The organism is Bradyrhizobium sp. 6(2017), from assembly GCF_011058295.2.
In the GTDB taxonomy this organism is placed as follows: Bacteria; Pseudomonadota; Alphaproteobacteria; order Rhizobiales; family Xanthobacteraceae; genus Bradyrhizobium; species Bradyrhizobium septentrionale.
The window spans coordinates 7,662,549-7,682,638 of sequence record NZ_CP049289.2 but is presented as its reverse complement, the minus strand read 5'-3'; the positions used below and the strand labels follow the sequence as shown (position 1 = coordinate 7,682,638).

16 protein-coding genes and 1 pseudogene are annotated in these 20,090 nt (G+C 59.6%); 9 read left to right on the top strand and 8 right to left on the bottom strand.

Annotated features, from left to right (window positions below):
- Nucleotides 1–12 precede the first annotated feature (12 nt).
- Nucleotides 13–192: a hypothetical protein gene (locus G6P99_RS36530; protein ID WP_334262166.1), complete on the bottom strand. Its 180-nt coding sequence runs from the start codon at nucleotides 190–192 to the stop codon at nucleotides 13–15.
- Between G6P99_RS36530 and G6P99_RS36525 the strand changes: the two are divergent.
- Nucleotides 130–303, top strand: a pseudogene (locus G6P99_RS36525) (hydroxypyruvate isomerase); the annotation flags it as partial. The gene G6P99_RS36530 and the pseudogene G6P99_RS36525 overlap by 63 nt on opposite strands.
- A 10-nt stretch (nucleotides 304–313) precedes the next feature.
- The gene (locus G6P99_RS36520; RefSeq protein WP_334261836.1) at nucleotides 314–865 is read left to right on the top strand and encodes a TIM barrel protein; all 552 of its coding nucleotides are present in this window, start codon (nucleotides 314–316) and stop codon (nucleotides 863–865) included.
- Nucleotides 866–918: 53 nt separating this feature from the next.
- Here the strand turns inward: G6P99_RS36520 and G6P99_RS36515 are convergent, their stop codons facing one another.
- Nucleotides 919–2,286: an adenylate/guanylate cyclase domain-containing protein gene (locus G6P99_RS36515; RefSeq protein WP_246709722.1), complete on the bottom strand. Its 1,368-nt coding sequence runs from the start codon at nucleotides 2,284–2,286 to the stop codon at nucleotides 919–921.
- A 520-nt stretch (nucleotides 2,287–2,806) separates the two neighbouring features.
- Between G6P99_RS36515 and G6P99_RS36510 the strand changes: the two genes are divergently transcribed.
- From G6P99_RS36510 to G6P99_RS36495, 4 genes are all read left to right on the top strand, one after another.
- Nucleotides 2,807–3,517, top strand: a complete 711-nt coding sequence (locus tag G6P99_RS36510; RefSeq protein ID WP_165125535.1) for an SDR family NAD(P)-dependent oxidoreductase — start codon at nucleotides 2,807–2,809, stop codon at nucleotides 3,515–3,517.
- A 307-nt stretch (nucleotides 3,518–3,824) separates the two neighbouring features.
- Complete coding sequence (locus G6P99_RS36505) at nucleotides 3,825–5,090, top strand: CaiB/BaiF CoA transferase family protein (protein WP_165125532.1); 1,266 nt, start codon at nucleotides 3,825–3,827, stop codon at nucleotides 5,088–5,090.
- Nucleotides 5,091–5,122: 32 nt separating this feature from the next.
- A complete protein-coding gene (locus G6P99_RS36500) occupies nucleotides 5,123–5,971 on the top strand; it encodes an enoyl-CoA hydratase (RefSeq protein WP_165125529.1) in 849 nt (282 codons plus the stop codon).
- A 99-nt stretch (nucleotides 5,972–6,070) separates the two neighbouring features.
- Nucleotides 6,071–7,696: a GMC family oxidoreductase gene (locus tag G6P99_RS36495; protein ID WP_165125526.1), complete on the top strand. Its 1,626-nt coding sequence runs from the start codon at nucleotides 6,071–6,073 to the stop codon at nucleotides 7,694–7,696.
- A gap of 141 nt (nucleotides 7,697–7,837) precedes the next feature.
- Here G6P99_RS36495 and G6P99_RS36490 read toward each other — a convergent pair whose 3' ends face one another.
- The 5 genes from G6P99_RS36490 to moaA all read right to left on the bottom strand — a co-directional run bounded on the left by G6P99_RS36490 (nucleotide 7,838) and on the right by moaA (nucleotide 12,873).
- Nucleotides 7,838–8,212, bottom strand: coding sequence for a nuclear transport factor 2 family protein (locus G6P99_RS36490; protein WP_092117080.1), 375 nt, complete (start codon nucleotides 8,210–8,212; stop codon nucleotides 7,838–7,840).
- 311 nt (nucleotides 8,213–8,523) lie between these two features.
- Complete coding sequence (locus G6P99_RS36485) at nucleotides 8,524–9,972, bottom strand: PLP-dependent aminotransferase family protein (RefSeq protein WP_165125523.1); 1,449 nt, start codon at nucleotides 9,970–9,972, stop codon at nucleotides 8,524–8,526.
- A 161-nt stretch (nucleotides 9,973–10,133) separates the two neighbouring features.
- Nucleotides 10,134–11,513, bottom strand: a complete 1,380-nt coding sequence (locus G6P99_RS36480) for an FAD-dependent oxidoreductase (RefSeq protein WP_246709721.1) — start codon at nucleotides 11,511–11,513, stop codon at nucleotides 10,134–10,136.
- 19 nt (nucleotides 11,514–11,532) lie between these two features.
- Nucleotides 11,533–11,751, bottom strand: coding sequence for a 4Fe-4S binding protein (locus G6P99_RS36475; protein WP_244549599.1), 219 nt, complete (start codon nucleotides 11,749–11,751; stop codon nucleotides 11,533–11,535).
- Between the two features lie 132 nt (nucleotides 11,752–11,883).
- Entirely contained in the window at nucleotides 11,884–12,873 is a 990-nt protein-coding gene (gene moaA / locus G6P99_RS36470) for a GTP 3',8-cyclase MoaA (RefSeq protein ID WP_165125520.1), read from the bottom strand.
- 269 nt (nucleotides 12,874–13,142) lie between these two features.
- Between moaA and G6P99_RS36465 the strand changes: the two genes are divergently transcribed.
- A complete protein-coding gene (locus G6P99_RS36465) occupies nucleotides 13,143–15,344 on the top strand; it encodes a molybdopterin-containing oxidoreductase family protein (protein ID WP_165125517.1) in 2,202 nt (733 codons plus the stop codon).
- A gap of 132 nt (nucleotides 15,345–15,476) precedes the next feature.
- On the opposite strand, the gene yghU is transcribed toward G6P99_RS36465, so the two are convergent.
- Nucleotides 15,477–16,352, bottom strand: a complete 876-nt coding sequence (gene yghU, locus G6P99_RS36460) for a glutathione-dependent disulfide-bond oxidoreductase (RefSeq protein ID WP_165125514.1) — start codon at nucleotides 16,350–16,352, stop codon at nucleotides 15,477–15,479.
- A gap of 551 nt (nucleotides 16,353–16,903) precedes the next feature.
- Here yghU and G6P99_RS36455 point away from each other — a divergent pair.
- Nucleotides 16,904–18,613, top strand: a complete 1,710-nt coding sequence (locus G6P99_RS36455; RefSeq protein ID WP_165125511.1) for a PQQ-dependent methanol/ethanol family dehydrogenase — start codon at nucleotides 16,904–16,906, stop codon at nucleotides 18,611–18,613.
- 116 nt (nucleotides 18,614–18,729) lie between these two features.
- A complete protein-coding gene (locus tag G6P99_RS36450) occupies nucleotides 18,730–19,950 on the top strand; it encodes a c-type cytochrome (RefSeq protein ID WP_246709720.1) in 1,221 nt (406 codons plus the stop codon).
- The last annotated feature ends 140 nt before the right edge of the window (nucleotides 19,951–20,090 follow it).

Below are 20,090 nucleotides of genomic sequence, written 5' to 3'. Positions count from 1 at the left end.
GAATGCAGAGTCCTAACTCCAGTTGGAGAGAATTGCCATGCCACGTTTCGCTGCCAACTCCACTATCTCTTCAACGAGGTACCGTTCCTCGACCGGTTTGCCGCCGCTGCCCGTGCCGGGTTCCGAGGTGTGGAGTTCCAGGTACCCTATCAATGGCCTGCTGCTGACCTTGCTTCCCTGCTCTGCGAACATCGGTTGGAGCTCGCTCTAATCGATACGCCACAGGGAAATTGGGATGCCGGGGAACGCGGCCTAGCGGCATTGCCGGGCCGTGAAGAGGAATTTCGCGCCGGGGTCGAGCTCGCTGCCGATTATGCGCAGGCGACGCAATGCGGTGCGGTCCATCTTATTGCCGGCGTTTGTGCCTCCGGAGACGGATTCCGAAGCTGCGAAAGAGACGTACCTCAGGAATTTGGCGTACGGCGCGCAGGTTCTTGGGAAGCGAGGTATCGCCGCTGTCATCGAGCCCATAAACCCGTTGCAAGGCGATATCGATGGCGGGGAGACGTACACGACCTATGGCATGCGCGGATTTTATTTGACGCGTACCGAACAGGCTCTAAAGGCGATCGAGGCGGTAGGCGATCCCAACCTCCATCTGCATCTTGACGTCTACCACATGCAGCTCACGGAAGGGCGCCTCGCCGATACGATTACCAGGAACATCCGGCGCATCAAGCACCTCCAAATCGCCGGGGTGCCCGGACGTAACGAACCGAGCCGCGGTGAAATCAACTATCCGTACCTGTTCGATCTGATCGACAGGCTCGAATTCAGCGGCTGGGTGGGGTGCGAATATCGTCCATTCGGCGAGACCGTAGCAGGCCTCGGTTGGGCGGCGGCGTACGGTATCGGACGTCGATAGCTTCGCCGGATTCAGGCGCGCTCCGTCTTCGGTGAGGCGGCAGCTTGAGCTCTTTACACACTGGCTGCAAAGAGATCCCATCGGCCGGGAAGGCCTTTGAACTCAAACGCGCCTCGCTCGTCGAACGTCAATCCGGCTCCCGCGACGAGATCCGAGACCACGCGGGATACGAGGACTTCGTCGGGTGCGGAATTGGCCATGACGCGGGCCGCTGCGTGAACAGCGATGCCACCGATGTCGCGGCCTCTGACCTCGATTTCTCCCGTATGCAGGCCCGAACGCAGGGGTAGGCCAATCTGCCGAGCTGCGGCCGAAAACGCCAGCGCACAACGTACGGCACGGCCGGGCCCGTCGAAGGTAGCGAGAATGCCGTCGCCGGTGCTCTTGATCAGGTTGCCGCGGTGCCTTTCGATCATCAGGCGCGCGAGCCGATCATGATCGTCAAGTAGCCGATGCCAGTTCTGATCACCCATTTCGACAGCGCGGCGGGTTGAATCGACGATATCCGTGAACATGACGGTCGCCAGGATGCGCTCGAGGTCGACCGATTTGCTCTCGCGATGGCCAATGATGAACTCCTCGATATCGCCGAGCAATGCCTCGACGTCGCCCGACCAGAAGGCATGATCGCTGCCGGGATATTCTGTATATGAGGAACCGGGAATATGTGCCGCGAAATCGCGGCCTTTCTGGACCGGGACCAGCGCGTCGTTTGCCCGGTGCAGCACGAGTGTTGGAGTCCGCACGGTTGGCAGGATATCGCCAACGTCGATCTGCAAGTTCAACAGTTGGAGGGCTTTCATTGCGCCGGGACTGGCGGACAGGCGCTCGAACTTGGCAAACTTCGCAACCGCTTCCGGATCGGACGCCCTGCTGGCCATTACCTCTTTCATCAATGCCCCGGTTCCCCAATACTTCACCCGCTCCTGAACGACCAACTGAGGGGCAGCATCGGGAAAAAGCTCGGCATAGCGGACAAACGCTCCGAATAAGACGAGGTGTGAGACGCGCTCCGGATAGGACGCCGCAAAGACTGCGCTCATGGCGCAACCTTCGGAAAATCCCAGCAGGGCGGCACGCTGCGCGCCAACGGAGTCGAGAACGGCGCGGACGTCATCCATGCGCTCCTCGAGCGTGGGAGCGCCCGAGATTTTGTCCGAAAGCCCCTGACCACGCTTGTCAAACGTGATGACGCGAGCGAATTTTGAAAGACGCTGCAAAAACGCCGTGTATCCGGGCATCTCATGCAAGAATTCGACATGCGAAACGATTCCAGGGATCGCGATGATGTTAATGGGGCCGTCTCCCATGGTCTGGTACGCGACGCTTACATCTCCGCTCATCGCGTAACGCGTCATGGGCAATTCCAAATAGCTCATCGGGGTAGGCGTCTCCGCGCGCATGTTGTCAACGGCCGTCATCGTAACACCGCCGGAATCGCCGCGCGAGTTCTGCTCGGACCATTCGCGTGTTTGTGAGCGAAGGTGCAACGCAACGACGCGCGATGGACCATAACCCAGCGGAGTTGATCGACAAGGAAGGTTTGTCAGTTTCGGATCGCACTCGCGTCGAGTGAGTTTGCGCGGTCAAGAAAACGGACCGCCTATTTGGAGGACGCGGTGTCAGTCCTCCACCTATCTCAAATAGAGATATGGATATCTCAAAAAGGCGCTAATGGCGGCACCGGTGACTGTCCAAACTGAACGGGCTGGTCGCAAAGTTTGCGAGAATGCGAAGGCCGGGGACATGCGTATCGCCGATCGATGCTGATCAATCCGGCATTAGATCCAAGGCTGCCGTGCGCATTGTTCCAGTTTCAGGAACAGAGTCTGCCGGACAACGGTCTTTCGAGGCGTCCCCAACTCGCACTAGGTTTGGCGCATCAGACGTTGACCGTCTGGCGGGTGGTAATCACGTCGTCCGCTGAAGGGTGAGGCAGGCATGGGAAAAGAGCAGAAAGTTGTCGTCATCACCGGAGCATCGCAGGGCTTCGGCGCCGGGCTTGTGAACGGGTACCGCGATCGCAATTACCGCGTGATTGCCAATTCACGGTCCATCAAGCCCAGCACGGATACGGACATCTTGACGATCGCGGGCGACGTGGCGGATCCGAAGACGGCTGATCGCATCGTCGAGGAAGGCCTGGCGCGTTTCGGACGTATCGATACCCTCATCAACAACGCGGGGATCTTCATCGCCAAGCCGCTGATCAATTATACCGAGGAGGATTATGCTTCAGTCGTAGCGATCAATCTCGGGGGCTTCTTCCGGGTTACCAAGCGCGTCGCGGCCGTGATGCTGGAGCAAGGCTCCGGACATATCGTGCAGATTACGACCAGCCTTGTCGATCACGCCAACAGCAACGTTCCCTCGGTCCTGGCCTCGCTAACCAAAGGTGGGCTCAACGCAGCCACGAAGTCCCTGGCGATCGAGTACGCAAAAAAGGGAGTTCGGGTTAACGCCGTTGCTCCCGGTGTGATGAAGACACCGATGCATGCCCCCGAAAAGCATGAGTTTCTTGCGAAGCAGCATCCCGTCGGAAGGATGGGAGAAATCAAGGACATCGTCGACGCCGTCCTGTTCCTCGAGAACGCTCCCTTTGTGACCGGCGAGATTTTGCACGTCGACGGCGGCCAGAGCGCCGGTCGTTGACCCGTAGGGAGCGGCGGCCGGTGCCAGTGCTCCGGCCCGCTCCCCTCGGTCCACGAGTTGGGCTCCGAGGGTACTTGCGGACTCAGGCCTTTCAATCGGACCGGTACTTCACCGGTCTGGTCTCTGGGTTGGATGATTGGGGTTCGCCACTTTTGGCTGGAGAAGCCATCCGTTTGGCGAGGGTGGCTGTTGATCGCTTCGCGGCCCAGAAGGCCGGAGCTTGAACCGGTGCGAACGACAATGGACCGGAATTCTCGGGCTTGTTCGCGACTGCGGCGTGACGGCCATCGTCTTGGGAGGAGCTAGTATGCAGGGCACAGCTATCCAGGCTCCGAAAAAGGGGCCCCTCGAAGGCATCACGGTCCTCGATTTCTCACGAGTATTGGCTGGACCTTATTGCTCCATGGTCCTGGCCGATCTCGGTGCGCGCGTCATCAAGATCGAAAAGTTTGGCACCGGTGACGACACGCGGGCGTTTGGCCCGTTCGTCGATGGCGAGTCGGCCTATTTCATGTGCTTCAACCGCGGCAAGGAGAGCATTGTTCTCGATATCAAGTCGCCGCGCGATAGAGAGTTACTCGAGCGGCTGCTGGACCGCGCCGATGTGGTGGTCGAGAACTTTCGCCCCGGCGTCATGGATCGGCTCGGCTATGGCGCCGAACGGCTCGCCAAAACGCACCCCCACATCGTCTATGCGTCAATTTCGGGATTTGGCCATACCGGTCCGTTCAGTGACCTGCCCGGTTACGATATGGTCGTGCAAGCCATGGGCGGCGTGATGAGCTTAACAGGATGGCCTGACGGGCCGCCGTCGCGCGTTGGGACCAGTTTTGGCGATCTCGGTGCCGCTTTGTTCGCGACGGTCGGCATCCTCTCCGCGCTCTTCAAACGCGTGCAAAACGCTCAGGGAACGCGCGTCGATATTGGCATGCTCGACTGCCAGGCCGCGCTGATGGAGACGGCACTCGCACGCTATGACGTGGAAGGTAAGATACCGGGGCGCACCGGCGACAGTCACCCTTCATTGGCTCCGTTCGAAAGCTTCGCCGCAAAGGACGGACGCGTCATCATAGCGGCGGGCAACGACACGCTTTTCATGCTGATGGCAGACGCGCTTGGATCGCCCGCGTTGGCACTGGATCCGCGTTTCATGAGCAATGATCTGCGGTGCAGCAATCGCCCCGCCATGATTGCGGCCATCGAAGCGATCACCATGCGCGAGCCAATTGAGCACTGGGTTGCAAAGCTCAATGAGGCCGGCGTCCCCTGTTCACCGATCAACACGATCGACAAACTGTTCGATCACCCGCAACTCAAGGCCCGGAATATGATCGTGAAGGTCAGAGGTGAGGGTGCCCGTCCCATCCGTACCGCCGGCAACCCGATCCGTCTCACGGGATACCCCGAAAACGAGGCCGATACACCCGTCCGTTCGCCGGCCCTTAATCAACACCGGGAAGCGATTCTGAACGAGCTCATGGCGACACACGGCGCTTACGCGAACGCGGTGGCCGAAGACGGCAACGCCGACGAAATCGATCCGTCCTGCTCGCTACCGCGAGCGGCCGAATGACACGGGCATCTCCCAAACGTAGGAAACAGGCCATGAGCAATACCGTCGCGCCCATCCGCAAGGACAGTCCATCCCCTACAGAGCAGCCGGCCGCAACGCTCGAGACGAGCTCGCCGCAGACGATTATCGTGGAGCGCCGCGATCGCGTGGGCCTCGTCACCTTGAACCGGCCAAAGAGCTTGAACGCCCTGAACGGCCAACTGGCGATCGAGACATTGGCGGCACTGAAGGCGTTCGATGCCGACGATCGGGTCGGCGCGGTCGTCATCACCGGCAGCGCGCGCGCCTTTGCAGCCGGGGCAGACATTGCGGAAATGGCCGAGAAGCCTTTCACCGATTTCTATATGAATGACTTTCTCGGACCCTGGGATGAGGTTAAATCCATTTCCAAGCCGATCATAGCGGCGGTCGGCGGGTTTGCGCTTGGTGGCGGTTGTGAGTTGGCGCTGCTCTGCGACTTCATCATTGCTTCGGAAGACGCGCAATTCGGTCAGCCGGAAATCAAGCTCGGTATCTTGCCCGGTATTGGAGGGTCACAGCGGCTGACGCGTGCGGTCGGCAAATCGCTTGCCATGGATCTCGTTCTGACCGGCCGGACCATTGGAGCCGCCGAGGCGAAGGCTGTCGGTCTCGTTGCGCGCGTCGTCTCAAACGGCGATCTCCTGCAGGTTGCGCTGGAGGCCGCGCATACGATCGCCGGCTACAACGCGCCGGCCGTCAAGATGGCCAAGGAGGCCGTCAATCGTGCGTTCGAAGGACCCCTTTCGGAAGGGCTGCGGCATGAACGTCTTCTGTTTCAGGCAGCGTTTGCGACCGAAGGGCAGAAGGAAGGCATGAACGCCTTCGTCAACAAGCGGGCGCCGGTCTTCCGCCACCGCTGACCGCTCGCTGTTCCGGACGGGCGCTGCGGTCCGCGATCCGGACACGCGGGGCTACGGGCGAAGCACTGCAACGCAAACTGCCAAAGATTGGAGAGGACCGTGGTTTCCAGCACTGAACTGGACGGCGACTACGACTACATTGTCGTCGGAGCCGGGTCTGCCGGCTGCGTTGTCGCCAACCGATTGTCGACTGACAAAAGAAAGCGGGTTCTCGTCCTGGAAGCCGGCGGCAAGGACAACTGGATCTGGTTTCACATTCCGGTTGGCTATCTGTTCGCGATCGGCAATCCGCGTTCGGACTGGATGTTCGAGACGGAAACCGAAGCGGGGCTGAACGGCCGTTCCCTTAACTATCCCCGCGGCAAGGTGATTGGCGGCTCGTCCGCTATCAACGCCATGATTTCGATGCGCGGACAGGCGTCGGACTATGACCACTGGCGCCAACTCGGTCTCACCGGCTGGGGTTGGGACGATGTCCGTCCGGTGTTCAAACGCCTTGATGACCATTTTCTGGGTGAAACCGAGCATCATGGAGTTGGCGGCGAGTGGCGTGTGGAACGTCCCGGCGTGAAGTGGGATATCCTCGATAACGTGGCGCAAGCGGCGGTCGAGATGGGTATCCCGGCGACAACCGACTTCAATACCGGCGACAATACCGGCGTCGGCTACTTCCACGTCAATCAGAAGCGCGGCTTTCGCTGGTCCGCGGCGCGCGGCTTCCTGAAGCCGGTCCTTCATCGGGCCAACCTACGGCTCGAAACAGGGGTTTTGGTCGAGAAAGTGCTGTTCGACGGCAAGCGTGCCGTAGGAGTCCGATTTCGGCAGCATGGACGAACGATCAATGTTCGCGCGAAAGGCGAAGTCATCTTGTGTGCCGGCTCTGTCGGTTCGCCCCAGATCCTCCAACTGTCCGGCGTCGGCCCGGCTGATTGGCTCGGCGACCTTGGCATTGCCACCGTCGCCGACAGGCCCGGCGTTGGCCGCAATCTGCAGGACCACCTGCAGCAGAGAGCGATCTACCGGGTACATGGCGCCAAGACACTCAACGAGACCTACCACTCGCCGATTGGGCGAGCGCTGATGGGCCTCGAATATGCGTTGTTTCGCCGCGGTCCGCTTACCATGGCGCCGTCGCAGCTCGGGATCTTTACAACCTCATCGCCTGTCTTCGATCGAGCCAACATCGAATTCCACGTCCAGCCTCTCTCGCTCAATAAGTTTGGCGACCCGTTGCACCGCTTTCCTGCGATCACGGTTGCGGCCTGCAATCTTCGGCCGACATCCCGCGGCACCATCCGCTTGCGTTCGACGAATCCATCAGCGAAGCCTGTTATTGCGCCGAACTATCTTTCGACCGACGAAGATCGCCGCGTGGCGGCTGACGCCATTCGCGTTACGCGCCGTTTGATGAAGCAGGAGGCGCTTCGTCGCTTTCGCCCGGAGGAGTATATCCCAGGACCGTCGGTCGATGACAGCGAGGCAGCTCTTGCCAAGGCCGCCGGCGACATCGGAACGACCATCTTCCATCCAGTTGGCACCGCGAAGATGGGCTTGGAGCACGACCCGCTGGCCGTCGTGGATCGCCACTTGCGCGTCATCGGTCTGGATGGGTTACGCGTTATCGATGCATCGGTGATGCCGACGATCACTTCGGGCAACACCAATACGCCGACAATCATGATTGCCGACAAAGGTGCAAGTTTTGTTCTGTGGGACGCGGCCTAAACGGGTGCTGGCGGTCTTTTGAAAAAAGAACCCGGCCGAAGCCGGGCCCAGGTGCTCCACGGAAAAGGTCCATATTCCGTGGAGAGGAGCTGCAAATGACCGCTGCCAAGAGCCGTGGGGGCTTCTCGGGCACGTCATGAATCAGCTGTGCAGATGGAATACCTTGTTCATGATTTGCCATTTCCCATCCGTCTTCAGCAACGTGAACATGTCGGTGAAGCGCGATCCCTTCCAGTTGTCGATTTCCAGGCGCACGTTCGCGATCGTGCCGACGATGTCGATTTCCGAAAAGCGGGCTTGGATTCCGGTGGCGGCCCCGTTGGAGTCGTTCCAGTCGAACAGCCCCTGAATAGGTCCTGCAAACAAGTCGGATCCGACATATCCGAAGATCGTAGCGTCCTTGTGGAAGGCGGGCTTCATATCGCTCCCCTTGCCCGACTTGGCGCCGTCCAGATAGTGTTGAACGACCTTTGTGATGGCTTCGTAGTCGCCGAAATTCGTAGCAGTGCCACTCATCTTTTGCTCCCTTGTGATATCTAGCCGCAGCGCCATGGTCGAAGTGGAAAACATCCGCCGGCGCTCCTAACTGCCGGCGCCGTCGCAGTAGGAGCTCGCCCGCAATTTCCAGCCATAACCTAGTAAGGCACGAGTGCGCCTCACAGCGCCGGTGCAGGCAAAGCGGATGGTACCGGTTCACAGCGAATGTTGAGCTGATTGGCTCTGTCTCAGCGCAGCGCGCGGCGACACGCGCGTCATCCCCTTCGCGCAAGCGCGCCTGGCCGACGGGCGGGCAAGGCATCATGGCCGGCTTCACTTCCGAGAGAGCGTCAAAGCGCCTTGGCGAGCCTTGACACTCCTTCTTCGATTGCCGATTCCGGCAGTGCCGCAAACCCCAACAGAAGATACCTGTCGCAATTCTCGAGGTAATCTGCGTCGCCGATATTTTGGTCGCGCAGCGTGTAGACGCCGATCTGCTGCTTCAGCATGAGCGACTGCAATCTGACGGCACTCGGAAAATCCGGCGGCAACTCCCATACCAGGTGCGTACCGCAATGGACCGGGTTTATTTGGACGGATCCGATATGCTTTTGAAGCGCCAAGATTAAGCAGTCGCGCCGCGCCATATAGGTTTTGCGGATTTTTCTCAGATGCTTTTCGAAGGCACCGGTTTCGATAAAATCGTTCAGCACCGCCTGCTCGAGCCAGGGAACACCCGTACACGGAAAGCCGTGATCGAGCAGCGACGTCGCGTGGACGGCAGGATTAACCAGGTGCGGAGGTAGAACCATGTAGCCCACTCTCAGCCCTGGACCGATGGAAGCCGCAAACGAGCCAACATAGACAACCCGCCCGTAGGTATCGAGACTCTTCAGAGGCGACGGCGGTGAGCCCTGATATCTGATCTCGGTGTCGAAATCGACTTCGACAATGTGAGAATCCGTTTGATCGGCCCAGCTGAGCAGAATGTCGCGTCGGGAAGCCGACAGCATGACGCCCATCGGATATTGACGCGCTGACGTGACAAAGGCGACGCCGTTCCGGGACTGCGGCAAGTGTCGTACAACGATCCCGCTTTGATCGACAGGAACAGGCGCTATATGCGCGCCATAAGCCCGAAAAAGGTCCGCTGTCGTCCGGCAACCTGGCGCTTCCATTGCGACCGTCGTACCCGCGCGCACGAACAGGTGGGCGGCGACATTCAACGCTTGCTGAACGCCGGTAACAATGACGATTTGGTCCGGGCTGCATGAAATGCCGCGCGAAGCGCCAAGATACGCGGCAAGCGTTTCACGCAAATCCCGAAGTCCCTTGGGCGTACCGGAATACGTCAAGTTGAATTTTGACGATTTCATGCGCCAATTGGTCAGCCGGCGCCATACGCTGCGCGGAAAGCAGGCCGGATCAGTGCTCTCGAGCGCAAAGTCGCAAACGATCTCGCTGGAAGCTATGGATCGCTTTGCATCGTCGGCAACCGGAACGAACAGATGAACCGGCTTATGGTAGACGGCATTCTGGTTCGAACCGCCGGCGACCGATAGGGAGCTGTCGGGAAGCGTCGTCGACACGTATGTTCCAGCGCCCTCCCGGGACTCCAGATAGCCTTCGGACGTCAACGTTTCATAGGCGAGTATGATTGTATTGCGCGATACCCCGAGCTGCTCGCTGAGGGCACGGGTGCCGGGAAGGCGTGCACCAGGTTTCAGGCGACCGGACACAATCAAGCCGTGAATTTGCTTGAAAACCTTGCAATGACGCAGCGGATAGGTCAATTTCAAGAGCTAACGGCATCGGCTGCTCCAGTCGTTCGACAGTCGGTACTCAGCCAATATGCTGGTCCGCAACCGCGTCTGTCGCCTGCTCGTTGGATCAAGGCTCGTGGGCAGCTTGAGGGCTACGGCACTCCCGGGAAGTGGCCTTTGATCGTCACCGCGGAAGTCTACGGCCGGCCAGTGCTTGCTGCAAGCATTTCGGGAATTCTCGTGAATTTCTCCCTTGGCTTGCCCAAGGGCGCGCCGCGAGCCTTCTCCGCCTGATCGATCATTTCCCACTCCTGAAACGATACCGGCCGCATCGCCCGCTGCGCCAAGAGCAAAGCGAAGGCCTCGCGGCCCGGCTTCGGCTGAGGCATGAAGGTCGGCAAATCGGCAAGAAGGGTCGCAACCGTCGCCATGCTGTCGGCCCGGTTGGTGCCGATGATGCCGGTTGGTCCGCGTTTGATCCACCCGGCGACATAGACAGGGCATTCGCCGGCTGATGCCATTTCTGCGCGGCCATCCTTGTTAGGAATCGTGCCGCGTGCATAATCGAAGGGAATTCCTTCCAAGGCACGACCGCTGTAACCAACACTGCGGATCAGGAGCCCGGCCTTGATGGACAGCGTCTGCCCGGTCCCAACCGCCTCCTGGCGGCTGGCGGCGCCAACGAGCCGGGTCCGCTCAAGAACAAGCTCTTCGAGTTTATGCTCGCCCCGTGCTTCTCTTGGGCTGAGGAAGAAGTGGATGCGGCAGCATTTCCGCTTCTCCCGCTGGCGCGCAGCGAAGCTCCGGAATGCATCGAAATTCCGTGCGCGGGCCGGCTCTCGGACATCGGCCAACTCAGATTTGCAGGCGTCGCTCAAGATCAGGTCATTGGGGTCTACAAACGGATCGCATTCAGACAGTTGACCGAGTTCGCGCAACTCTTTGGTGGTGAAACGCGACTGAACCGGTCCTCGGCGGCCAACCAGATGGATTTCACGAATGCGGCTTTCAGCCAAGGCATCCAGCGCATGTGCGGCGATATCTGTCTTTCGTAGTTCATCCGGCGATTTGGCCAAGATGCGGCACACGTCGATCGCGACGTTACCTTGACCGATGATAATGGCGGAGTCGCCCGACAAATCGAACACAAGGTCGCGGTAATCGGGATGTCCGTTGTACCATCCGACAAAGGACGTCGCGGCATGACTTCCCTGAATATCCTCGCCGGGAATATCAAGCTTCCGGTCGGTCGCGGCTCCCGTCGCAAGGATCACGGCGTGGTAGCAATCGGCCAGCTGCCCGAGGGTAAAATCCTTGCCATAGGTGACGTTGCCGATGAACGAGAAGCGGGGATCCTGAGCGATCTCGGCGTAGGTGTTGGCGACGTCCTTCAAGCGCGGATGATCAGGTGCGACACCATAACGAACCAAACCGTAAGGGACCGGAAGCCGTTCGAGAACATCGACCTCGGTTGCGAGTTCGGACTGCAGCAGCGCCTCGGCCGCGTAGAACCCGCTTGGTCCGCTGCCAATGATAGCCACCCGCAAGGGGTTGTCTGCTGTTCCAATTGCATTCACGGCGACTGGTCCAATGTGCCTAGCTGGGACCGTAGCCGAGGGCGGCGCGCCGCTCCTCGGCGCCTGCTAAAGGCGTTTGCTTGCTCCGGATCACAGGTGTGCTGCCGGATTTATCAGCGTTGATCTGAATCCACATCTGCTGGTCCTGCGAAAGATCCGCGCTTTCGCTGATCGCATGAACCGGACAGGCCGGAACGCAGGCCGCACAATCGACGCATGCGATGGGATCGATATACATGCGCTGATCGTCCCCGTGGAAGCACGCTACCGGACAGACCAGAACGCAATCGGTGAATCTACAATCGCTGCAGTTCCCAGTAACCACATGGGGCATGGTCGTTCCTCATTCGAACGTCGTTTCCGCGGTACGTCAGCCGCCCGTCGCGGCCATGATTCGTGAAATCTTCCCAGGCTTCTCATTGAACTCGTGGCGCTCCGGCTTTAGGCTCATGGCCGAGCGAAGTGCGTCCACGATCTGGTCGTCGCTGGCACCGCGACGCAACAGTGGCCCGAATGCCAGCTGCTCACGCTGACCGAGACAGAGATACATTGTCCCGTCGGCGGCCAGCCGCACACGATTGCACGTGGCGCAGAAATGTTCGGACAGCGGAGTGATGAAGCCGATGCTCAATCGTGCATCTGGCGTTTTCATGTATCGGGCCGGTCCGCCGCCGGGCACGTCGGCTGCGACGAGACCGCGCTCCTGCTGCAAGCGTCGCCGGACAGGCTGGAGGTCGAGGTATTGGGTATTCCGGCCGGTCGTGCCCATCGGCATCGCTTCGATCAGACGAAGAACAAAGCCCTGCTCGATGCAGAAATCGGCCATCTCATCGATCTCATCGTCATTCACGCCCCGCATCGCGACCATATTGATCTTGATCGGCGCGAAGCCGGCCTGTTTGGCGGCTTTAAGGCCGGCTAAAATCTTGGCGAGGACATCGCGGCCGCAGATTGCGGCGACGCGCTCGGCACGAAGAGAATCCAAGCTAACGTTGATGCGCTGCACCCCGGCCTCTCGCAGAGGGGTGGCAAGGGCCTGCAAGCGGGTCGCATTGGTGCTCAAAGAGAGGTCGTCGATGCCCGGTATTGCCGCAAGTCTTGCCGCTAGATTTGGCAAGTCCCGCCGAACGAGTGGCTCTCCACCCGTGAGACGGATACGCTTCAGTCCACGCGGAGCCATAATCGAGATCAGCCGCTCGATCTCATCGAACCGTAACCAGGAGGCTGGTTCCTGAAATCCGCGGAATCCGCTCGGAATGCAGTAAGTGCAGCGCAAGTCGCATCGGTCGGTGACCGAAAGCCGCAAATATTCGATGCGGCGCCCGAATGTGTCAACCAGGAGTGGGGCTTGCGATCTCATATGATGCCGCCGCGATTTCATGTCGACGCGCAATGCGCACAACAAGGACTCGCCAATGATCGGCCCCCAGGCCCTGGCTGGTGAAGTACCGGTATAAATGAAAGGTCTGAGTCCGGACGGACGGCAAGGGCAAGCCGGCACCAAGAGATTCGAGGCAACCGGTACTCAATTCGATTGAGTCGTTGGATTTAACTGGGAAAGGCCGCTCTTGGCGACCGTAAGTCCCAAGCGCAGATTTCCCTTAGCCGGACGGTAGAAGGAATATGCCGATGTCTGCCAGCACCCAAACAACGAAGGCGAATAGCAAGGAATTCTTTGGCGGTTGCCCCCACGATTGTCCTGACACGTGTGCAATGCTTTACACCGTGGAAGGCAACAAATTGGTCAATGTCCGCGGAAATCCCAAACACCCGATTACGCGGGGCGGATTGTGCGTCAAGCTCAACGACTACGCGGATCGGCATTACAATGCGGATCGCGTCCTGTATCCGCTGAAGCGCAACGGACCCAAAGGCAGCCGCGCCTTCGTGCGGATCAGCTGGGATCAGGCGCTCGCGGAAATCAAAGATCGCTGGACGAAGATCATTTCGAGCAATGGCGCAGAAGCCATCATGCCAGTCAGCTATCTCGGCAACGAAGGCTTGGTGCAGGGTCTTACGGTCGGCGATGCCTTCTTCAACAGACTGGGCGCCACTGTTTGCGAGAAGACCTATTGCGCATCGGGCTCTTCCACCGCCTGGCTCCTCACGGTCGGACCCACGAACGCAGTGGATCCGGAGAGCTTCGCCCACTCAAAATATATCATTATCTGGGGCTGCAATTCCCTCAGCACCAACCTGCATCATTGGCCCTTCGTCACCGAGGCGCGTCAAAAGGGCGCCAAAGTCGTCGTGATCGATCCGTACCGGTCGCGCACAGCCAAGCAGGCCGATTGGCATATCGCACCGAAGCCCGGCACCGACGGTGCTCTCGCCATGGCGATGATCCAAACCTTGATCGCCGAAGACATGGTCGATCACGATTATGTCGACAAATATGTTCTCGGCTATCCGGAGCTCAAGGAACATGCGGCAACCTGCACGCCGGAGTGGGCCGAGAAGATCACCGGTGTCCGCGCCGATGACATACGAAAACTGACGCGCGAATACGCGAAGTCGCGCAACGCCTCAATCCGCATCGGTGTGGCGCTCGAGCGTACCGCGGGCGGTACCCAGGCCATCCGCGCGGTCATCGCGATTCCTGCCTTGACCGGCGCCTGGAAGGACGTCGCCGGCGGCATCTATCAGGCGCCGCTGTGGGAATTCCCCGTGAACTTCGGAGCGATCTGCCGCCCCGACTGGATCAAGCCCGGCACGCGCGTAGTGAATCTGCTCAAGTTGGGCGAAGCGCTGCTAGGCGAGACCAAGCTTGATCCGCCGATCAACTCGATCATGGTCTACAATACAAATCCCGTGACCCAGGCGATGGATGTCGACAAAATCGTCCGGGGGCTTCAGCGCGACGACCTCTTCACTGTTGTCGCGGATCATTTCATAAGCGACACCGCAGCTTACGCAGATATCATCTTGCCGGCGACGATGGCCGCCGAACACGATGACATGATGTTCTCCTGGGGACATTACTATCTCACGCTCAATCAGAAGGCCATCGAGCCGCCCGGTGAGGCTTGCTCGAATGCGGAAATCTTCCGTAGGCTTGCTAAGACGATGGGCTTGACCGACCCTGAGTTCCTGAAATCGGACCTCGAGTTGGCCGAAAGCACGATCGACTGGACCGCGCCGCAGGTGGCGGGCGTCGATATGGATCTTCTGCGGCGGCAAGGTTTTGCCAAGTTGAACTTGGGCCCGGCCGATACGCGAACGCCTCACGCCGAGGGCAATTTCAAGACGCCGTCGGGCAAGTGTGAGATCCTGCTGACCGGCGCCACAAATTTCGTGGCACCGCCGTTTCGCCAACTTTACAACGAATTGCAAAGCGGCGAGCCGATCGAACCGCTTCCCGGCTATACCAGGCCCTATGAGAGTGCGGCTGACGAACCTGAACTCGCCAAACTTTATCCTCTGAACATCATCGCACCGAAAAGCCACGCGTTTCTCAATACGAACTACGCCAACGAGCCGAAGAAGCGGAGACTGCAGGGGGATCAGTTCGTTCTCCTCAGTCCGCAGGACGCCGCTGAGCGCATGATCGAGCATGGCGACAAGGTGAAGGTGTACAACAGGACGGGCGGCTTTCACGGCGTCGCCCATATTACCGATGACGTTCAGGCCGGGCTGGTTGTTGCGACTGTCGGCTATTGGCGGACCCATAACGAGGAAGGTACCGTCAACAGCGTGTCCGCAGCGCGGTTCGGTGGGATGGGCAACTGTCCTACATTCTCGGACAATCTCGTTCAGGTAGAGCGGATTGTGAGCAAGAATGCCGCACGGAGCATGCACGAGCCTGCGCCGGTCGCGCTGGTGACAGCCTAGCTATTTGTCGACATGCGCTTGCGGGCCCGCAGCTCGATCGTCGCGGGTCCGCAGGCGTTTGAAGGGCCAACATGACGCTATGGAGAGGCTGTTGAAGCCGTCATTCTCGGCACAAGCCCGGTGCGCGAGCAGTTACCCGCCGGTCGCCAGTTTGTCTTGCGTTCTTGTCTCAAAATCACTGGCGTCGTGACGCTCATGCAGCTGACTTGAAGCTTCGCCAGTGACGCGATTGACCATTCGCCCGCGTCGGACGGCCGGCCGCTCGGCGATCGCGTCGACCCAGCGCGCAACGTTCTTATACTCTTGCACCTGAAGGAACTCAGCCGCTCCGTAGAGCCAGCCCCTCGCCAGACCGCCGTACCAGGGCCAAGCGGCGATATCTGCGATCGTGTAGTCGCTGCCAGCGATAAAATTGTTCGTTTCGAGGCGCCGGTCGAGCACGTCGAGCTGGCGCTTCGCCTCCATGGCGAACCGATCTATAGCATACTCGATCTTGGTCGGCGCGTAGGCGTAAAAATGGCCGAAGCCTCCGCCCAAATATGGCGCACTTCCTGCCTGCCAGAGCAGCCATGACAGGCATTCGGCGCGCGCTCCGGGTTCGGTCGGCAGGAAGGCGTCGAACTTCTCGGCTAAGTATATCAAGATAGCGCCGGACTCGAAGACTCGGATCGGCATCGGTCCGCTTTGGTCCACCAGGGCCGGGATCTTGGAGTTGGGACTCAGCTCAACGAAGCCGCTCCCAAACTGATCGCCTCGGTCGATTCTGATCAGCCATGCGTCGTACTCTGCGTCCCTATGGCCGAGCGCCAACAGCTCCTCGAGCATCACCGCTACCTTCACACCGTTTGGCGTTCCCTGAGAATAGAGTTGGAGGGGATGGCGACCGACGGGGAGTTCCCTGTCGTGCGTGGGGCCGGCGATCGGGCGGTTGACGTTCGCGAAACGCCCACCGTTCGGCTTGTCCCAACTCCAGACTTTCGGCGGCACATAATCGAACGAGGTGGTCATTCTCAAGAACTCCAGGTAGTTGGCGGCGGTATACGGGTCCAAGGTGCGATCGCGTGCACCGCATTCGCAAGTCGAGGAATTATGCGATGTGCCGCCGGACCTGCCTTCCGTCGTGTGATCTCGTTAGACGGCACTCTGGTGATTAGCCAGTCCCCCCGCAATCTTCTCCCAATTGCCAACATGAGGCGAAGTCGCACGAGTTCAACGACCTTATGGCTACTGGGCACGAGCGTGAACACCCATTGTTCGGAGGACAGTGTCACGCTGTGCGATTGAGTGAGGGGTCAACGTCGAGTGTCTTTAACCATCGACTGTCGCGCGGAGAGATCGATTAACGCCCGCTCGCTGATGTGCAGGGATGTCCACTCGCAAGCAGAATGCCCTTGGTCGGCCGGCGCTGCCTTGTTTCGCTTGACGTAACAATGTCTTCCGAACAACGGCTCTTCGAACCTGCGATAATCGTCGATACGCTGGCACGCTGAATCTGCGGCTGCGCTGCGAACGCCTCGGTGCTCCGCTGATGTGGTGACAATAACGCTCAGGAGAAAACGATGAGGAGCAGGCAATTCGTCGCGGTCATCTCAATCGCCATCGGTACATTTGCCGCGGATTTCGCCGTCAGCGCGCAGGATTCGGTCGTTAAGGCCATCACCAATCCCGATCAGTGGGCGATCGCGGGCCATGATTACGGGAATACACGGTTCAGTCCGCTAAAGCAGATCAATTCCGAGAACGTTAGCAAATTATCCTTGGTCTACTCGTTTTCGCTCGGTTCTCTGCGATCGAACGAGTCGTCGCCGATCGTGATCGGAAACACGCTCTATGTGACGACCTCATGGGGGCCGAAATATGTCTACGCACTTGATGCCGCGACCGGCGCACGCAAGTGGACCTATGAGCCGGAGATCCCGGACGATGTGTTGCAGTACGCGTGCTGTGACGTAAACAACCGTGGCGTCACCTTCGCAGACGGAAAGATTTTCGTGGGCCGGATCGACGGCAAGTTGACCGCGCTCGACGCTGCAACAGGTAAAGCGCTCTGGACCGCTGACGTTGTCGACTACAAGCAGGGCTCCGTTATCACTTCTCCGCCGTTGGTCGTACGCGACAAGGTGATCACCGGATTTGGTGGTGGCGAATATGGCGTTCGTGGTTCGCTTCAGGCATTTGACCTGAACACCGGAAAGCAGGTTTGGAAGACCTTTACGGTACCGGCGCCCGGCGAGCCTGGCAGCGATACCTGGAAGGGTGACACCGGATTAAGGGGCGGCGGCGCCGCCTGGCTGGTCGGCTCGTACGATCCCAAGACCGATACGGTTTATTGGGGCACCAGCAACCCGGGCCCGTGGAATACTGCCGTTCGCTCCACCGGCGACGGCAATTTCGGAAAGCTGACGAATCTGTACACAGCGTCCACGCTTGCCCTCGATCCGAATACCGGCGCGATCAAATGGCACATTCAGGGGACCCCGGCCGACGCGTGGGATTACGACGGCGTGAATGAGAATATCCTGGCCGACCTCAAGATCGGCGACAACACCGTACCTGCATTGATGAAAGCCGACCGTAACGGCTTCTTCTTCGTCGCCAATCGCGAAACCGGTAAGCTGCTATCGGCCGAGAAATACGTCTTCGTCAATTGGGCCGAAAAATGGGATATCGCAACATTACGCGCAGTCGAGAATCCCGACAAGCGCCCCGGACCGGCCCACCCCGTCAAGGACATCTGTCCGAACGTGATAGGCGGCAAGAACTGGCAGCCGATGTCGTTCAGCCCGCAGACGGGGCTTGTCTACATCCCGTCCAACAACTTCTGCATGGACTTCTCAGTCAGCGACGTCTCGTACAAGCGTGGCACATTCTATCTCGGGGCCGAATTCCCCTCGAGGGAAGGTCCGGGCGGTTTCCTTGGTGAGCTGGTGGCATGGGACCCGGTCAAAAACCAGAAGGTATGGTCCCTCAAGGAAGACCTTCCATTCAACGGCGGCACGCTATCCACGGGCGGAAACCTCGTGTTCTACGGCAACATGCATGGTGACTTCCACGCAATCAATGCCGCCAACGGCAAGATCCTTTGGAAGAAGAATCTCGGCTCCGGCATTGGCGCCGGTCCCGTCACCTACGCCGTCGACGGCAAGCAGTATGTCGCAGTCGTGGTTGGCCGTACGGCTTCCATTCCAGCATTCTTGGGAGACATCGGGAAGAAGATGACGGCGGCTGCACCTGAAGGCGGCTCACTGTTCGTATTTTCCGTTGAGTAGCCCACCAACCGAGCAACGTCCGTCGCGCCAGTGACTCTGGTTGGGACGGACGTAGGGCTCTCGATCACCTAAGTGAGCTTCCGGTCTGTTCATCATCCGACAAACAGGGGTTGTGAATGCTGGTAATCTCTGGCGAATTTAGCGGCTTGTGCACCAATCACGGCGTGCGCCGGCTCTCAGGTGTCCTTGCCATGGCAGCCATTCTCGCCTGGGTCGAGCCGACCTCCGCTGCCGATACAAGCGACGTCAAACCCCTTCGCTTGTGCGCGGATCCGGCGAATTTGCCGTACTCCAGCGATGATGCCTCCAAGCCGGGCTTCTACCTCGAGGTCGGTCAGGCGATCGGAAAGGCGCTGGGCCGGCCCGTTGCGTACAATTGGTACAAGACCTATTTTGGCAAGCGCACCGTGCGCGTCACCTTGTTGGGCGGGCAATGCGACGCCATGATCGGCTTGCCGCTGTCCGATGACTTCATGGGACCCGCGGTGATATTCTCCCGAAAGATCTCCACGCAAACCTACGCCCTGGTCGCCGCAAAGGAGAAAGCGATCAACAGCGTCGAGGATCTCAGGGGAAGCCGGGTGGCCGTGCAGTACCAAACGGCGCCACAAAACCTTCTCGCTCTTCGGGACGATATCGAAAAAGTCAGCGTGCTGAGCCCGGAAGAAGGCATGAAGTCGCTGGATCTCGGCACGGCGGACGTGGCCTTCGTCTGGGGACCAGCAGCCGGCTGGCTCAACAAGACTCAATATGAGAACCGCTACAAGATCCAGACCGTCGAAGGCGAGGGCTTGTCATGGGACGCTGCCATCGGGTTTTCGAGGACCTCGAAAGAACTCCGCGATCAAGTCGATGCGGTTCTGCCGGGCCTTGAACGGACAATTGTTGATCTGGCCACAAAATACGGCCTGCCAAATGACCCGCCGATAGCGGTCCACGCATCCGCAAGTGCGCCAAATCCGCTCACGCCACAAAAAGCCGCGGCGGCCGATCTTCCTACGGCGCCTTCTCCTTCCGCCATTGTTGCAATCGCATCGACAGAACGCGCGCCAGACGCAGCAAGCTCCGCCAACGTCGACGCGGGCAAGGAAGTCTTCAATGCAACGTGCGGCCATTGCCATGGCATCGACGCGGTCCAAAGCGAGCGCCGGATCGACCTCCGGCGATTGCAGCTTCGCTACGGCGAAAACGCTCGGGCGACGTTCTGGGCAACCGTCCATGAAGGGCGCCTCTCGAAGGGCATGCCGGCCTGGAAAGAAGTTCTCACCGACGACGCTCTCAACGACATATATGCCTATCTGCTCACGTTACAGACCTCGGCCGGTACCGCCAACTGAAGCGGCGCATCCCGCTCTGCGGGCAGGCAGCGGCGCAGCTCGCGATGCGGCACACCGGGAGGCGCCCAAGGCACGCGTGCCTGCTGTTGCTCACGAAGGTTGACCGAGGTTCTTATCGAAGCCATCAGCCCGAGCGATGG

Bases quoted from the DNA above. Each gene is read 5' to 3' on its own strand.
- yghU (WP_165125514.1), bottom strand. From the start codon at position 16,352: ATGACCACCTCGTTCGATTATGTGCCGCCGAAAGTCTGGAGTTGGGAC.
- G6P99_RS36500 (WP_165125529.1), top strand. From the start codon at position 5,123: ATGAGCAATACCGTCGCGCCCATCCGCAAGGACAGTCCATCCCCTACA.
- G6P99_RS36475 (WP_244549599.1), bottom strand. From the start codon at position 11,751: ATGTATATCGATCCCATCGCATGCGTCGATTGTGCGGCCTGCGTTCCG.
- G6P99_RS36520 (WP_334261836.1), top strand. From the start codon at position 314: ATGCGCAGGCGACGCAATGCGGTGCGGTCCATCTTATTGCCGGCGTTT.
- G6P99_RS36465 (WP_165125517.1), top strand. From the start codon at position 13,143: ATGTCTGCCAGCACCCAAACAACGAAGGCGAATAGCAAGGAATTCTTT.
- G6P99_RS36515 (WP_246709722.1), bottom strand. From the start codon at position 2,286: ATGACGGCCGTTGACAACATGCGCGCGGAGACGCCTACCCCGATGAGC.
- G6P99_RS36530 (WP_334262166.1), bottom strand. From the start codon at position 192: ATGTTCGCAGAGCAGGGAAGCAAGGTCAGCAGCAGGCCATTGATAGGG.
- G6P99_RS36510 (WP_165125535.1), top strand. From the start codon at position 2,807: ATGGGAAAAGAGCAGAAAGTTGTCGTCATCACCGGAGCATCGCAGGGC.
- moaA (WP_165125520.1), bottom strand. From the start codon at position 12,873: ATGAGATCGCAAGCCCCACTCCTGGTTGACACATTCGGGCGCCGCATC.
- G6P99_RS36450 (WP_246709720.1), top strand. From the start codon at position 18,730: ATGCTGGTAATCTCTGGCGAATTTAGCGGCTTGTGCACCAATCACGGC.
- G6P99_RS36505 (WP_165125532.1), top strand. From the start codon at position 3,825: ATGCAGGGCACAGCTATCCAGGCTCCGAAAAAGGGGCCCCTCGAAGGC.
- G6P99_RS36455 (WP_165125511.1), top strand. From the start codon at position 16,904: ATGAGGAGCAGGCAATTCGTCGCGGTCATCTCAATCGCCATCGGTACA.
- G6P99_RS36490 (WP_092117080.1), bottom strand. From the start codon at position 8,212: ATGAGTGGCACTGCTACGAATTTCGGCGACTACGAAGCCATCACAAAG.